The organism is Sorangium sp. So ce296 (genome assembly GCF_051529605.1).
Lineage (GTDB): Bacteria > Myxococcota_A > Polyangia > Polyangiales > Polyangiaceae > Sorangium > Sorangium cellulosum_D.
This window is the reverse complement of the sequence record NZ_CP150325.1, coordinates 10,721,651-10,735,082: the sequence shown is the minus strand read 5'-3', so window position 1 is coordinate 10,735,082 and position 13,432 is coordinate 10,721,651. Positions and strand designations below refer to the sequence as shown.

Here is a 13,432-nt window from a genome sequence, read left to right as displayed (position 1 = left end):
CTGGTTCGAGGTCGGCGCGCGGCTACGCGACGGCGAAACCGGCGCTCAGCAGGTCTTGCGGCCGGGACGAGGCTCCGATGTGGACGCGGAACTCCCCCGGCTCCACCACGCGGCGCCCCTCCGCGTCGATGATCGACAGCGCCGAGGCGGGGAGCTCGAACCGCACCGCGCGCGCCTCGCCCGCGGCCAGGCTCAGGCGGCGGAACGCCTTGAGCTCCTTCACCGCCCACGTGGACGACGTCACCAGATCCTCGATGTACAGCTGGGCGATCTCGACCCCCTCGCGCTCTCCAGCGTTGGTGATCGTCACCTCGAACGAGGCCACGCCATCTCGCCCCACGCTGGGCGTCAGGACCTTCAGGTCGGCATAGGCGAAGCGCGTGTAGCTCAGGCCGAAGCCGAAGGCGAACGCCGGCTCCTGCGTGAGGTCGGCGTAACGGCTCCCGTGCTGGCCGCGGGCCTGGTTGTAGAACACCGGCTGCTGGCCCACGTGGTAGGGAAACGAGATCGTCAGCTTGCCCGAGGGGTTGATCCGCCCGAAGAGCGCCTCAGCCACGGCCCGCCCGCCCATCATCCCCGGATTGAACGCCTCGACGATGGCCGACGCGCCGAGCACCGAGCGCGGCAGGACGAGCGGCTTGCTGTTGACGAGGACCGCGACCGTGGGGACGCCCGTCCTGGCGATCGCGTCCGCCAGGGCCTTTTGCCCGCCCATGAGCTCCAGGGTCGCCGTGCTCTTCGTCTCGCCGATGAACTCGATCCGATCCCCGAGGACCAGGACCACCACGTCGGCGCCCCGGGCGAGATCCACCGCCGCAGCGATGCCCGACTCGTCCTCGCTGACCACCGAACAGCCTGCCGCGTGCACCACCTCGCACCCCGGCCACGCGAGCTCCCGGAGCCCGTCCACGATCGTGACGATGCTCGAGCGGGGGTGCTCGGGGCCGTTGCCGCCGCTCATCTGGCCCGATCCGAGCGACCAGTCGCCCAGCTGGGCGATCGGGTCGTCCGCGTTGGGGCCGATCACGGCGATCCGCCGGAGGGCCCTCGGCCCCGCGCCCGCCCCGGCGGCGGCGCTCGCGCCGTGCGCGAGCGGCAACAGGCCGTCGTTCTTCAGCAAGACCAGCGAGGCCCGCGCCGCCTCCAGGTTGAGCGCCCGGTGGGCCTCGCACCCGATGACCTCCTTGATCCGCCGCTCGCTGCTGTACCCGGGGTCCTCGAAGAGCCCGAGGGAGAACTTGAGCGCGAGGACGCGCCGCACCACCGCGTCGATCTCCGCTTCGGCCAGGAGCCCGCGGCGCACCGCCTCCTGCGCCCCCTCGTAGAACTGCGGGGTCGCCATCATCAGGTCGTTGCCGCTCCGGATCGCCACCGTGGCCGCCTCGGCCATGTCCTTGCAGACCTTCTGATCGAGCACGAGGTTGGCCACGTTGTTCCAGTCGGTCACGACGATGCCCTCGAAGCCCCACTCCTCCTTGAGGACCTCGGTCAGCAGCCAGCGGTTGGCCGTCGCCGGTATCCCGTCCATGGACTGATATCCGGTCATGAACGCCATGCAGCCGCTCTGCGCGGCCCTCTCGAAGGGCGGCAAGAAATACGAGCGCAGGTAGCGCCGCGAGATGTTCGCCTCCGAGGCGTCACGGCCGCCCAGCGTCTCCGAGTAGCCCGCGTAGTGCTTGGCCGTGGCCAGCACCGCGTCCGGATCGTCGAGGCCCTTGCCCTGATAGCCCTTGACCATCGCGCACGCGAGCTCCCCGATGAGGTAGGGATCCTCGCCGAACGTCTCCCCCACCCTGCCCCAGCGGAGATCGCGCGTGAGGCACAGGACCGGAGAGAACGTCCACTTGAGCCCCGTGGCCCGCATCTCGGCGGCGGTGACCCGGGCGACCTTCTCCAGGAGCCCCGTGTCCCAGCTGCACGCCATGCCGAGCTGCGTCGGGAAGATCGTGGCGCCCGCCCAGAAGGAATGACCATGAATCCCGTCGTCGGCCATCAGCACCGGAATGCCGAGCCGGGTGCCCAGCGCGCGCTTGATCGCCGCGTCCGCGTCCTTCCCGTTGCAGTGCAGGAGGCTGCCGACCTGCATCCGCCCGATCGCGTCCTCGAGGTCCCCCTGCGCGTCCAGCTGCATGAGCTGGCCGACCTTCTCATCCAGGGTCATCCGGCTCAGGAGATCTTCCACCCGCTTGCCCACGGGCTGCTTGGCGTCTTTGTAAAGGGGAGCGTCGTTCATGAGTCCTCCTGAGCGACTCCTCGAGCCGCCGTCCAGCGAAGCGCGGCGCGCGCTCGTTCGACGGGCGCGCCTTCCGGGCCACCGTCGGCCGCGCCGCGGTCCAATCCCATGTCGGCCTCGCCGCGGTCAAATCACATGCGGACCACCGCGCTGCCCCACGTGAGCCCGCCGCCGAGCGCGCACAGCAGCACGTGATGCCCGGGCAAGATCCGCCCGTCGCGGAGCGCCTCGTCGAGCGCGCTCGCGACCGAGCCGGCGCTCGCGCCGGCCGCGCTCTCGCCGTCGCGCGCGCCGAGGACGCGCTGCCGCGGGCACCCGAGGCGATCGGCGAGGTGCGCCGCGAGCTGGGCGTCGGCGTGGTGCGGGATCACCCAGTCGACGTCCGCGGGCGCGAGCCCGGCCGAGGCGAGCGCCGCGAGCGCCTGCGCGCCGAGGTGCTCCTCCACGGCCTGCCGCAGCTCGGGCTGCTTCACGCGCAGGTACTGCCGCCGGTCGGCGAGCCGCTCGACCGTGAGCGGCTCCGCGGATCCGCCGCCGGGGACCTGGAGCACGTCGGCCCTCTTCCCGTCGGCCCGGAGGCTGACGCTGAGGATCCCGCGCCCGTCGCCGGCCGCCGGCCCGACGACGACTGCGCCGGCCCCGTCGCCGAAGAGCTGGGCCGCGGCCCGGTCGCGCGGATCGACGCGGCGCGAGAGCAGGTCCGCGCCGATCACGAGCACGTGCTTCATGGTCCCCGCCGCGACGAACTGGCTCGCCACGGACAGCCCGTAGAGGAAGCCCGTCAGCGAGGCGGAGAGGTCGAACGACGGGATGAGCTCGGCGCCGAGCTTCTGCTGCACGTACACCGCGGTCGCCGGCATCGGCGCGTCGCCGCTCGACGTCGCGAGGATGATCATCTCGAGGTCGCGCGGCCCGAGGCCGGCCGCGTCGAGGGCCGCCTTCGCCGCCCTCGTCGCCAGGTCGCTCGTCGTCTCGCCGGCCGCGCCGCGGCGCCGCTCGTCGGCCGCGCTCGCGTCGCCCGCGGCGCCGTCCGCTGGCGGCGCGCCTGCGTGCGCCTCGCCCTCCGGGGCGGCGAGCGGCAGGGAGCGGCCTGTGCCGAGGATGCGCGCGCGGGGATTTCTGGCATCGGACGTCATTGGAAGCGCAGCCTACATCATGGGCTGCGGGTTGGGACGGGCGATCGCGCGCCAGGCCCGGTACACGGAATGCTTGAGTCGCGGACGCGCTCCGGTACATAAAGCGCCGCGATGGCTACGAGCTCCGAAGACAAAGACCGCCCCGACACGGACGACGCTCCTTCCGGCGAGGCCGACGCGCAGGACACCAGCAGGGAGGACGGCGAGGACCGCGCCGCTGCCCGCGCCGACGCAGCGGCCCCCGCGAGGGCCTCTCGCCCTGCGAAGCCGGCGGGCGCCGCGCGCCGCCCGGCCGGCAAGAAGCCCGGGGCGCGGCCTCGCGCGGCCGCCCAGCCGCAGGGCGGCTCGCTCGGCAAGAGCATGATCCTGTTCCTGATCATCATCGGCGGCCTGGCCGCGGCGTTCGCCTATTTCGGGCGCGAGCCCGCGCCCGGCGCGGCCGGTCCGAAGTGGAAGCCGGGCGACAAGGCGCAGGTCGAGGTCACCCTCGTGGCCAGCGACATCAAGGACCTCGCCTGCTGGTCGGCCGAGGAGATCAGCGGCCGGCACTGCGCGTTCGAGTCGCCCACCAAGGGCTGGTCCAAGGGGGACGCGGACGACAAGAAGCTGCTCCGTCCTTACACGACGACCGACCGCGTGCAGTTCCTCGCCGCCGGCCTCTGGAGTGAGCCCGCCCTCACGAGCAAGCTGCCGTCCGCACGGTTCGCGGTGAAGTGCACCTACACCGTCGAAGGCAAGATGAAGAAGCCCGGCATCCGCTGGTCCAGCGAGGGCGCATGGCTCGACAGGACCGATGACTGGTACACGGGGCTCTTGTCGGATTGCAAGCTCATCAACCCCTGATGTCGCAGGCGCTGCCGCGTTCGCCTGCGTCGCGCGTGGCCCGCGCCGCGCGACGCAGCGCAGGCGGCGCGCCGAGCGTGCTGCGCCATCGCTCTCGTGTGACCGCGACCCCCCGTGGTAGTGTCATGATCGGCTTGGAGGTGCTCATGCCCAGTCATCGGGTGACCGCATTGGTGTCGTTGGCCGCATTGTTCGCCGTTGCTGGATGTGAAGCTGACCCGGGCACCGTGAACGTCCTGCCGATCTACGTCACCGTATCGAGCTCCTCTGGCGGCGGCGCGGGCGGAGAGGCCGGGACGACGACGACCACCACCACCACCGTCTCGACGACGAGCGCTGGCGGCGAGGGCGGCGCCGGGGGCGTCGCGTGCACGTGCGACGCCGGGCTCTCGTGCTGTGGACCGGCCTGCGTCAACCTGGCCAACGATCCGCACAACTGCGGAACGTGCGGCACGCGCTGCCCCGACGAGCAGGCATGCATCCAGGGCGAGTGCAAGGATCCCTGCGATCCGAACTTCGGGTGCGAAGAGGGCATCTGCTGCGGGGTGGAGTGCTGCCTTGGCGGCACGATCTGCTGCGACTACGGGACCAGCGCCGAGGCGCCCGACCTGCACTGCCAGCAGCCGGAGAACGGGACCTGCCCGCTCGCCTGCACCGGCTGCGGGAGCTGACGGACATCGACAGCGGCGCGCGGTGCGGCCGGGCGATCCGGGAGCGCCGCGCGTCGGCGCATCGCGCGGCTCCCGTGAGCGACGCGCGACGCGCCGGCCTGCTGCGCGCCGCGCGTGCGGCCCGCGCCGCCCTGCCGAGCGCGCGCATCGTCCGCGCGCGCGGACGGCTCACGCCTTCTCGAAGGCCTTGCCCGGGTACTTCCGCTCGAAGTGCCCCACGACGCCATGGCCGATCGCCTCGATCGTGAGCCCGGCGATCCCCATCTTGATGGCGGGTCCGACCAAGGGGACGAAGCCGACCGCCCGGGTGGCGAGGAATTTCAAGCCTCGCCCGAGGATGGCGAAGCTCCCGCCGGCGGCGGTCGTCGCCACGGATCCGACGCTCTCGCCGTAGATCGCGCCGATCATCGACATCATGTGGGTCTCGATCGCGACGAGCCCGGCGGACGTCGAGATCGGGAGCGGGAGCGCGGCGAAGGCGGCGCCGCCGATCGCGTAGCGGTGAACCCAGCGAAGAGCTTCATCCCTGCACGTCGTCATGCCTCGAGGTTGCCGCAAGTCGCGCCGTCCGTCCATCGCGCACCGCGCTGACGCCGCGGGCGCGACGATCGGCCGGGGCGCACGGCATGTCGTGTGTGCGCTGCCTTCCCGGCCGGCGGGAATCGCGCATGCATGACCGTCGCTCGGCTCGACCTCCGTGCTCGCGCCGGAGGTCGGCGCCGAGGCCACGCGACCCCGCGAGGGGATGTCGATCCGTCGGAGCCCCGGCCACCCGGGCTCCAGCGAGGTGACCATGACAGCGCGACGCGCGCCCTTCCGCCTGCCCTTCCTCTGCGCCTGCGCCGCCCTCGCGGCGTGCGGCGCGGCGCCACGTCCCGCCTCGCCCCGAGCGGATCCGCGGCCCGGCCACGATGCCGCGGGGGCGCCCTTCGCCGGGCGCGTCCCGCTGTTCGAGGACATCGGCTCACTCCATCACCCCGTGACGACGTCATCGGAGCTCGCGCAGCGCTATTTCGATCAGGGCCTGCGGCTCGTCTATGCGTTCAACCACGATGAGGCGCGGCGGGCGTTCGAGGAGGCCGCCCGCCTCGATCCCGGCCTCGCCATGGCCCGCTGGGGCGTCGCGCTCACGCTCGGCCCCAACATCAACCTGCCGGCCGAGCCAGCGCGGGAGCGGGCCGCCTTCGCGGCCGTCGAGCAGGCGCGCGCGCTCGCCGCGTCCGCGACCGCGCGCGAGCGCGCGTACATCGAGGCGTTGGCCGAGCGCCACGCCGCGGCGCCGGGCCGCGACCGCGACCGGGCGGCGCGGGGCCGCGCCTACGCGAGCGCGATGCGCGAGCTCGCCCGTCGCTTCCCCGACGATCTCGACGCCAGCGTCCTCTTCGCCGAGGCGCTCATGGACCTGCGCCCGTGGGATCTCTGGACGCTGTACGGCCGGCCGCAGCCGGGGACCGAGGAGATCGTCTCCACCTTGGAGGGCGTCCTCCGGCGCGATCCCGAGCACCTCGGCGCGAATCACTATTACATCCACGCCGTGGAGGCGTCGCGCGCGCCGGAGCGCGCGCTGCCGAGCGCCGAGCGGCTCGGCGGTCTGGCCCCAGGGGCTGGGCACCTCGTGCACATGCCGTCGCACATCTTCATGCGGGTCGGCCGGTACGCGGACGCGTCCGACGCCAACGAGCGCGCGGTCCTGGTCGATCGCCGGTACATCCGCGAGCAGCGGCCGGGGGGCATCTATCCGATGATGTACTTCCCTCACAACCTCTATTTCCTCTCGGTCTCCGCGAGCATGGAGGGGCGCAGCGCCGTCGCCGTGCGCGCGGCCCGCGAGCTCGGCGCCGCGGTGCCCGACCGCCACGTCCGGCACATGCCGATGCTCGAGATGTTCCGGCCAGCGCTGCTGTTCGCCCTGGTCCGGTTCGGCCGGTGGCAGGACGTCCTCGCGCAGCCGGCGCCGCCGTCCGAGCAGCGTTACGCGACGGGGATATGGCACTATGCGCGCGGCCGCGCGCTCGCGTCGCTCGCGTCGACGGAGCGCCCCGGCGACGCCGCGCGCGAGGCGGCGGCGCTCCGGGCGGTGTCGTCCGAGATCGCCGGGGTCACGATCGGCATGAACCGCGCGGAGGACCTGCTCGAGATCGCCTCGCTCGTGCTGGAGAGCCAGATCGCCTCGGAGCGCGGCCAGGCCGGCGAAGCCGTCCGCCTGCTCCAGGCGGCCGTACGCGTCGAGGACACACTGCGTTATTTCGAGCCGCCGGACTGGCCCGAGCCGGTCCGCCACACGCTCGGGGCGGCGCTCCTCAAAGCGGGTCGACCGCGCGACGCCGAGGCGGCTTATCGGGAGGATCTGGCCCGTAATCCCGACAACGGCTGGTCCCTCTCGGGCCTCGAGCAGAGCCTGCGCGCACAGGGCAGGGAAGAGGAGTCGGCCGCCGCACACGAGCGCTTCGAGCGCGCCTTCGCGCGAGCCGACGTGCGGCTGTCCGGGTCGCGCCCGTGAATGTCCGGCCTCGAGCGGCCGCGGACGACGAGGAAAAGCGCGCTTCGCCGGCATGCGCGTCGATTCGATCTGCTACGTTGATGGGGTGTTGTGCGCGAAGCTTGGACTCTCAGCGCTCCTGTGTCTCTTCTCTTTCACTGTCAGCCTGTGCGCCGCGTCGCTCCTCGGTTGCGAGGGCTCCGAGTTCCCGCCGAATACGTACGTCCCGCGGAACGACGCGGGCGAGCCCCCGTGTGCGCCGGGGCAACTCCGCGGCATGAGCGGGTGTGTCTCCGTGGGCGTCCAGGGCTGTACCGACGATTCCGTCGGTGAGGACGGGCTCTGCCGTCCCGCGCTCGAGCGGTGCTCGCCCGGGACCGTCCCGACGTTCGACGGGGGCTGCCTCGAAGCCGGGATCCCCGGGTGTGCAGCGGAGTTCGTGGAGGGCGGCGGCTGTCATCCCACGATGGCCAAGTGCCCGGAAGGGACGTTCGCGGTCCCGCAGAAGGGGTGTATCTCCATCGACGGCCCAGACGGCTGCGGCTCGGGGCCGTGGGGCCAAGTCGCCGAGGCGCCCGGCGACATCCACGTCGATCCGAGCTACGCGGGTGGGGGCGGCGACGGGTCGCGGGACAGGCCGTTCGCGACGCTGGCGGAGGCGCTCTCGGCGGTGCAGGCGGACGGCCGCGTCGTCCTGGCCGAGGGCGAGTACGACGAGCCGGTCGAGATCTCGAAGCCCATCGAGCTGGTCGGGCGGTGCGCCTCCCGGGTCGTGCTCCGGGGCGAGCAGAGCGACCCGAGCGGCAACGTCAGCGCGGTCTGGATTCATGACGTCGAGGGCGCCGGCGTGCGCGGCGTGAGCGTGATCAGCCCGTCCATCGGGCTGCTCGTCCAGGCGGCGGAGGTCTCGGCGCGCGACGTCCGCGTGACGGGCGGGAGCGGCAGCGGCGTCGTGGTCGCGCTCCCCGGCGCGAGCCTCGAGCTGTCGCGCAGCCTGGTCCAGGCGTCGTGGGCGGGCGAAGGCACGGGCGATCAGTGGACGAGCGTGCTGGTCCTGTCCGGGGCGCGGGCGCGGCTCACCGAGAGCGCGCTTGTCGACGGCACGGTCCACCTGCGCATCACCTCCGGGGCGGAGGGGGTGGTCGCCGAGGGCAACCTCCTGGAGATCACGCCCCAGCAGGCGGATACGACCGCCCCGGTCGGCGTGATCCTGGAAGCGGGCGCGCTGCAGCTCGACGCGAGCGCCCTCGTCCACCACCGCCTGGGCGCGCTGGTGACGGGCGCCTCCGCGGCGCTCACCGCGACGCGCTCCCTCTTCGCCGCTCCGCCCGAGGGGGTGCAGGAGGCCGGCGACGTGGTCGTGGAGCAGGGCGCTCGCGCGACGCTCGAGGGCAGCGTGCTGTCCGGCGCGTGCGACGCGCAGCTCGCCGTCGCGGGCGCCGGCACGGCGGTCGATGTGTCCGGGACCCTCTTCCAGGGCGCGGCCGCCGCGGAGGCGGGCCGCCTCGGGTACGCCGTCGAGCAGCGGGGCGGCGCGCTCTCGCTGTCGTCGAGCGCCGTGCGCCAGGCCGGCGACGCGGGCCTTGTCGTGTCGGGCGGGACGTTCTCCGCCAGCGGTGTGGTCGTCGCTGGCACGCGCGCGCGCCCGATCCATCGGGATCGCGCTGCTGGCGTGCTGGTGCGCGGCGCGCGCGCCACGCTGGCGTCGACGGTTGTCCTGGGCGCGCATGTCGCGGGCGTCGCCGCGTCCCAGGGCGCGGAGCTCGATCTCACGGAGAGCCTCATCGAGGGGACGCGGCCGGAGGAGCGCGACAGCACCGGCGGCGTCGGCCTGCTGAGCGCCGGGTCGGCGCGGATCGTCGTCCAGAGGTCGGCGGTGCTGGAGAGCCGCGTGGCGGGGCTGCTGCTGCTCGCCTCGCCGAGCACGGTCGAAGAGACGCTCATCCAGGGGGTGGAGAGCGGGACGTTCTCCACGCTGAGCGCCGGCGGGCAGATGGAGTCGGTTTCGGACCTGGGCGACGGGCTCCTCGTCCTCCGCTCGACGGCGCAGGTGAGCTCGGTGCAGGCGGAGGGCTGCGCGCGCGCGGGGCTGCTCTTCGGCGACAGCGACGGCGCGCTCGCGCACGCTCGCTCCACGGGCAACCGATTCGGCCTTGTCGTGCAGGGCACGCGGGCGCCGGAGCTATCGCAGGACAACACCATCGAGGACAACCAGGAGAGCGATCACGTCACCGAGGGCGCTCTCCCCGTCCCGAGCAGCGCCGCGCCCGCCCCGTGACGCGCCCGCTGGACGCGGCGCGCCCGTGTCCCCGCCGTGGAGCTAGACCGAGAAGAACTGCCTGATTTTCTCGAGGAGCGCGGTCGTCTTGGCCTCCTCGGCGCCGGCGCGGGCGCGGCGCACCGACACGTTCTCGTCGAGCGCCGACTGCCGAGCGACCAGCACCTCCGTGATCTTCTCGGCGATGCCGGGCGCCGCCGCGAGGATCTCGTGGAAGGCCTCCTTGTCGACCCTCACGAGCTCGCAATCGCTCACCGCCTGGATCGTCGCGCTGCGCGGCTCCCCGGTCATCAGCGACATCTCGCCGAAGAACTTGCCCGGGCCGAGGCGCGCCACCTCGGCCGTGCTGCCGCCCTCGCGCCCCACGACGACCGAGACCTCGCCCGACTGCACGATGAAGAGCTCGTGCCCCGCGGCCCCCTGCCGGATCACGACCTCTCCGGTCATGTAGCTGCACGTCTTCGACAGCGTCGCGAGCCGGTCGAGGAGCGGCGGGGGGAGCGCGGCGATGAAGTCGACGACGCGGAGCGACTGCAGGCGGCGCTGCCGCTCGTCGGCCTCGCTGCGCGCCTGCGACTCGGACGGCGCCTCGGCCATCCGGACGATGCGGGTGGGGAACGGGACCGCAATGCCCTCGCGGTGGAACGCGTACCAGATCCGCTGACGGACCTCCGAGTCGATGCGATCGCGGCGGGCGAAGTCCTCGATGAAGAAGTTGACCTGATAGCCGATGCTGCTCTCGTCGAACCTCGCGGCGAGCACGAACGGCGGCGGCGCGAGCAGCACCCCGGGCGCCGAGGCCACGGCGCCGAGCAGCGCCTGCTCGACGATCCGCGGCGACACCTCGTAGGGGCCCCGCACCTCGATCATCCGCCGCGCGAGGGCGGTGGGCTTCGTGAAGTTCCGGATCGTGCTCTTCGCGAGCGTGCCGTTCGGCACCGTGAGCTCGATCTGATCGTTCGTGAGGACCGTGGTCGCGCGCCAGTTGATCTCGATGACCTGCCCGATGAGCCTCGGATCCGGGTCGATCTGGATCCAGTCCCCCACCTCGAACGGCCGCTGCGCCTGGATCGCGAGCCCGGCGAACAGGTTCCCGAGCGTCTCCTGGAGCGAGAGGCCGATCACCGCGGTGAGCAGCGCCGAGGTGGTGAGCAGCGATCCCGGCTCGACCCCGGCCGCGCGGAGCGTGATGAGCGCGACGCTCGCGTAGACGAGCCCCTGGATGATGTCGTGGATGATCCTGGAGAGCGGCCGCCCGAGGCGCACGCCGAGGATCAGGTCGACGACGAGGAGGAAGGCGGCGCGACCGAGCGCGGTCAGCAGCAGGAAGAGCGCGACGACCGAGAGCGCCACGTGAAGCGACGATGCCGGATCGAGCGGGAGCCGGGCGAGCAGCGCCGCCACGTGGAGGCCGAGCAGCGCGGCCGGCAGCCGCAGCTTCCCGCGCTGGGCTTTCGGCATCAGCAGCCGCAGCGCGAGGAGCAGCGCGGCGGCGATCCCGATGCCGATTGCGCCCGACGACGCTATCCGCACGAGCACGTCCGAGATGGTTGCGGCGCCGCGCATGGCGGCCGATGGTAGAGCTCCGCCTGCCCCTGTCACAACCGCGTCGCGATCGGGCTTCGTGACCGTCACAGCGCCCGTCATCGGCTGCGCCTGCGGCGCGCGTCGCCTGCAGGGGCCGCCGCGGGCGCGCCGCGATCGCCGGGGCGCCTCGCGCAGCGGCGGATGGAGTCGCCGAGAGCTTGCGTCGATGTCGCCGGAACGACGTCGGTCCGGTCTCACGATCGCGTCGATGACGACGATCGCTCACCTCACGGACTTTCATCTCCTCGAGGCGGATCACGACCGCCGCCGCGGCGCCGAGCGGTGGCGGCTTCGTTATCTGAGCTTCGGCCGCCCCATCGACGCCGCGCAGCGCCGCCGCCGCGCGCTCGCCGCGCTCGTCGAGGCGTGGCGGAGCGGGGCGGATCACCTGGTGCTCACCGGCGACCTCACCGAAGACGGGACGCCTGCCCAGTTCGAGGTGCTCGCCGCGGTGCTTTCGGAGAGCGGCTGGGACCCGGCCCGCGTCACGCTGGTGCCTGGCAACCACGACGCGTATGGCGGGGGCGACGCGTGGGAGCGCGCCCTGGAAGGCTGCCTCCGCCCCTTCGCGGCCACCAGCGGGCGGGGGGCGGTGGTCGCCCTCCCTGGGGCCTTCGTGACGGCGGTATCGACGGCCATGATGCAGCCGGTGACCCGCTCGGCGGGCTCGATCGCGGACCGCGAGCTCGCGCGCGTCGCCGCGCTCGCCGCCGAGACGCGCCGCTCGGGCGACGCGCTCGTGCTCGCCCAGCACCACCCGCCGCTCCCGCACCCGATCGGCGCGATGCAGTGGCTGGACGGCCTCATCAACAGCTCCGAGCTCATGGCGCTGCTCCACGAGCACGATCACCTCCACGTGATCCACGGCCACGCGCACCGGGAATACGACGCGCCCGTGCGCTCCGGCGCTCCCCCTCGCATCTTCTGCGCGCAGGCGCTCGTGGACGGACCTTCTCCGCTGCGGTTCTACCGTGTGCGTTACGGGCGCCTTCTCTCGGAGCGCACGCGGGTCCGGAGCGGCGCGTCGACGTTCGCGTTGGCGTAGAATCTCTCACATGCACTGGAGGCGCGGGCGCCCCTCACCGCCCTCTTTTCGCCGGAGACGTGGCTCGTATAGAGTCCTCGCCGGATCATGAAATTCAATGTCTTGCTCAGGGGCACGGTCACCCTCGTTGCTGTCTCGGCGCTCGCGGCCCTCCCGGGCTGTGGCGGCGCCGAGCCCACGCCTGCGGCGCCGGTGATGCGCGACGCCGAGCCTGTCGAGACGTCGCGCCCGACGATGAGCTCGCGGTCCGAGATCGGCGGCATGAACGAGGAGAAGGTGCAGGCGGCGTTCGAGCGCGCCTCTCCGCGGCTCTCGCGCTGCTACCAGAAGGGCGTCGCGCGGATCCCCTACCTCGGCGGCGAGATCCGCTTCAAGGTCCGGGTGACCGAGGAGGGCACGGCGCGCTGGGCGTTCGTGAAGGACTCGACCCTCGGCGACCGCGAGACCGAGGCGTGCATGCTCAACGTCCTGAAGGCGACGAAGTGGCCGAAGCCCGTCGGCGGAGAGGGCCTGGCGGAGAACAGCTTCACCTTCGAGCCGAGCAGCGACGAGCGCCCGCCGGTGCCGTGGACGCCCGACCAGCTCGGGACGCCGTACAAGAAGGCGCGGCCGGCGCTCGCGTCGTGCCGGAGCCAGGCCGGCGGCACCCAGCTCAAGGCGACGCTCTACATCGACACCGACGGCAAGCCGCTCAGCGTGGGCGTCTCCAGCGCCGACGAACGGGGCGAGGAGGCGGCCGAGTGTGTCGCCGGCGCGCTCCGCGACATCACCTTCCCCTCCCCCGGCAGCTACGCGTCGAAGGTGAGCGTCGACATCGACTGACGCCGCTCGCTGCCGGCTGCTCGCACTCCGTGCCGGCGCCGGCGGCCGGGCGCACCGAAAGCCGCCGCGTCCCGGCCCGGTCGGGCGTGGAGGACGGCCGTTGACGCTGTCCACCGCGCGCGAAATCTCCCGCCCTTGCTGGGGGCGCGCCCCGCGGGACTGCGCTAGGCTCTGATCGTGGGCAAGGTCCTCTGGCAGATCCTGGCGCTCTTGTGGAAGGTGGCTCGCCTCGTCCTGTGGAAGTGGCTGAAGCCGCGGCTGATGAGGCTGATGATGATCGCCGCGGCGGCCGTCGGGGTGATCCTGCTCGTGGTGGCCGTGCTCGGCAGGCTGTAGGG

Annotated in this window: 11 protein-coding genes; 7 read left to right on the top strand and 4 right to left on the bottom strand. The window is 72.8% G+C overall.

Annotated elements, in window-relative coordinates:
* Positions 1-22: 22 nt before the first annotated feature.
* Together WME98_RS39900 and WME98_RS39895 are read right to left on the bottom strand one after the other, a co-directional pair.
* Positions 23-2,233, bottom strand: a complete 2,211-nt coding sequence (locus tag WME98_RS39900; RefSeq protein WP_437946916.1) for a glycoside hydrolase family 3 N-terminal domain-containing protein — start codon at positions 2,231-2,233, stop codon at positions 23-25.
* A gap of 131 nt (positions 2,234-2,364) precedes the next feature.
* Positions 2,365-3,369 carry a beta-ketoacyl-ACP synthase 3 gene (locus WME98_RS39895; protein ID WP_437946915.1) on the bottom strand — a complete coding sequence of 335 codons (1,005 nt, stop codon included), beginning with the start codon at positions 3,367-3,369 and terminating at the stop codon, positions 2,365-2,367.
* Between the two features lie 111 nt (positions 3,370-3,480).
* Here WME98_RS39895 and WME98_RS39890 point away from each other — a divergent pair, with 111 nt between their 5' ends.
* Positions 3,481-4,212: a hypothetical protein gene (locus WME98_RS39890; protein ID WP_437946914.1), complete on the top strand. Its 732-nt coding sequence runs from the start codon at positions 3,481-3,483 to the stop codon at positions 4,210-4,212.
* A gap of 227 nt (positions 4,213-4,439) precedes the next feature.
* Positions 4,440-4,883 (top strand): hypothetical protein, encoded by a 444-nt coding sequence (locus WME98_RS39885; protein ID WP_437946913.1) that lies wholly within the window; start codon positions 4,440-4,442, stop codon positions 4,881-4,883.
* Positions 4,884-5,051: 168 nt separating this feature from the next.
* Here the strand turns inward: WME98_RS39885 and WME98_RS39880 are convergent, their stop codons facing one another.
* Positions 5,052-5,423 carry a hypothetical protein gene (locus WME98_RS39880; RefSeq protein ID WP_437337779.1) on the bottom strand — a complete coding sequence of 124 codons (372 nt, stop codon included), beginning with the start codon at positions 5,421-5,423 and terminating at the stop codon, positions 5,052-5,054.
* A 253-nt stretch (positions 5,424-5,676) separates the two neighbouring features.
* Between WME98_RS39880 and WME98_RS39875 the strand changes: the two genes are divergently transcribed.
* Both WME98_RS39875 and WME98_RS39870 read left to right on the top strand, forming a co-directional pair.
* Positions 5,677-7,383 (top strand): hypothetical protein, encoded by a 1,707-nt coding sequence (locus WME98_RS39875; RefSeq protein WP_437946912.1) that lies wholly within the window; start codon positions 5,677-5,679, stop codon positions 7,381-7,383.
* A gap of 256 nt (positions 7,384-7,639) precedes the next feature.
* Positions 7,640-9,640 carry a DUF1565 domain-containing protein gene (locus WME98_RS39870; protein WP_437946911.1) on the top strand — a complete coding sequence of 667 codons (2,001 nt, stop codon included), beginning with the start codon at positions 7,640-7,642 and terminating at the stop codon, positions 9,638-9,640.
* 42 nt (positions 9,641-9,682) lie between these two features.
* On the opposite strand, the gene WME98_RS39865 is transcribed toward WME98_RS39870, so the two are convergent.
* Positions 9,683-11,206: a cyclic nucleotide-binding domain-containing protein gene (locus WME98_RS39865; RefSeq protein WP_437946910.1), complete on the bottom strand. Its 1,524-nt coding sequence runs from the start codon at positions 11,204-11,206 to the stop codon at positions 9,683-9,685.
* A 229-nt stretch (positions 11,207-11,435) separates the two neighbouring features.
* Here WME98_RS39865 and WME98_RS39860 point away from each other — a divergent pair, with 229 nt between their 5' ends.
* The 3 genes from WME98_RS39860 (at position 11,436) to WME98_RS39850 (ending at position 13,430) form a co-directional block, all read left to right on the top strand.
* Positions 11,436-12,272, top strand: coding sequence for a metallophosphoesterase family protein (locus WME98_RS39860; RefSeq protein ID WP_437946909.1), 837 nt, complete (start codon positions 11,436-11,438; stop codon positions 12,270-12,272).
* 87 nt (positions 12,273-12,359) lie between these two features.
* Positions 12,360-13,094: an AgmX/PglI C-terminal domain-containing protein gene (locus WME98_RS39855; RefSeq protein ID WP_437946908.1), complete on the top strand. Its 735-nt coding sequence runs from the start codon at positions 12,360-12,362 to the stop codon at positions 13,092-13,094.
* Between the two features lie 177 nt (positions 13,095-13,271).
* Positions 13,272-13,430, top strand: a complete 159-nt coding sequence (locus tag WME98_RS39850; RefSeq protein ID WP_437946907.1) for a hypothetical protein — start codon at positions 13,272-13,274, stop codon at positions 13,428-13,430.
* Positions 13,431-13,432 lie beyond the last annotated feature (2 nt).

Coding starts and splice junctions, on each gene's coding strand:
- WME98_RS39855 (WP_437946908.1), top strand. CDS start 12,360: ATGAAATTCAATGTCTTGCTCAGGGGCACGGTCACCCTCGTTGCTGTC.
- WME98_RS39860 (WP_437946909.1), top strand. CDS start 11,436: ATGACGACGATCGCTCACCTCACGGACTTTCATCTCCTCGAGGCGGAT.
- WME98_RS39865 (WP_437946910.1), bottom strand. CDS start 11,206: ATGCGCGGCGCCGCAACCATCTCGGACGTGCTCGTGCGGATAGCGTCG.
- WME98_RS39880 (WP_437337779.1), bottom strand. CDS start 5,423: ATGACGACGTGCAGGGATGAAGCTCTTCGCTGGGTTCACCGCTACGCG.
- WME98_RS39900 (WP_437946916.1), bottom strand. CDS start 2,233: ATGAACGACGCTCCCCTTTACAAAGACGCCAAGCAGCCCGTGGGCAAG.
- WME98_RS39895 (WP_437946915.1), bottom strand. CDS start 3,369: ATGACGTCCGATGCCAGAAATCCCCGCGCGCGCATCCTCGGCACAGGC.
- WME98_RS39870 (WP_437946911.1), top strand. CDS start 7,640: ATGAGCGGGTGTGTCTCCGTGGGCGTCCAGGGCTGTACCGACGATTCC.
- WME98_RS39875 (WP_437946912.1), top strand. CDS start 5,677: ATGACAGCGCGACGCGCGCCCTTCCGCCTGCCCTTCCTCTGCGCCTGC.
- WME98_RS39890 (WP_437946914.1), top strand. CDS start 3,481: ATGGCTACGAGCTCCGAAGACAAAGACCGCCCCGACACGGACGACGCT.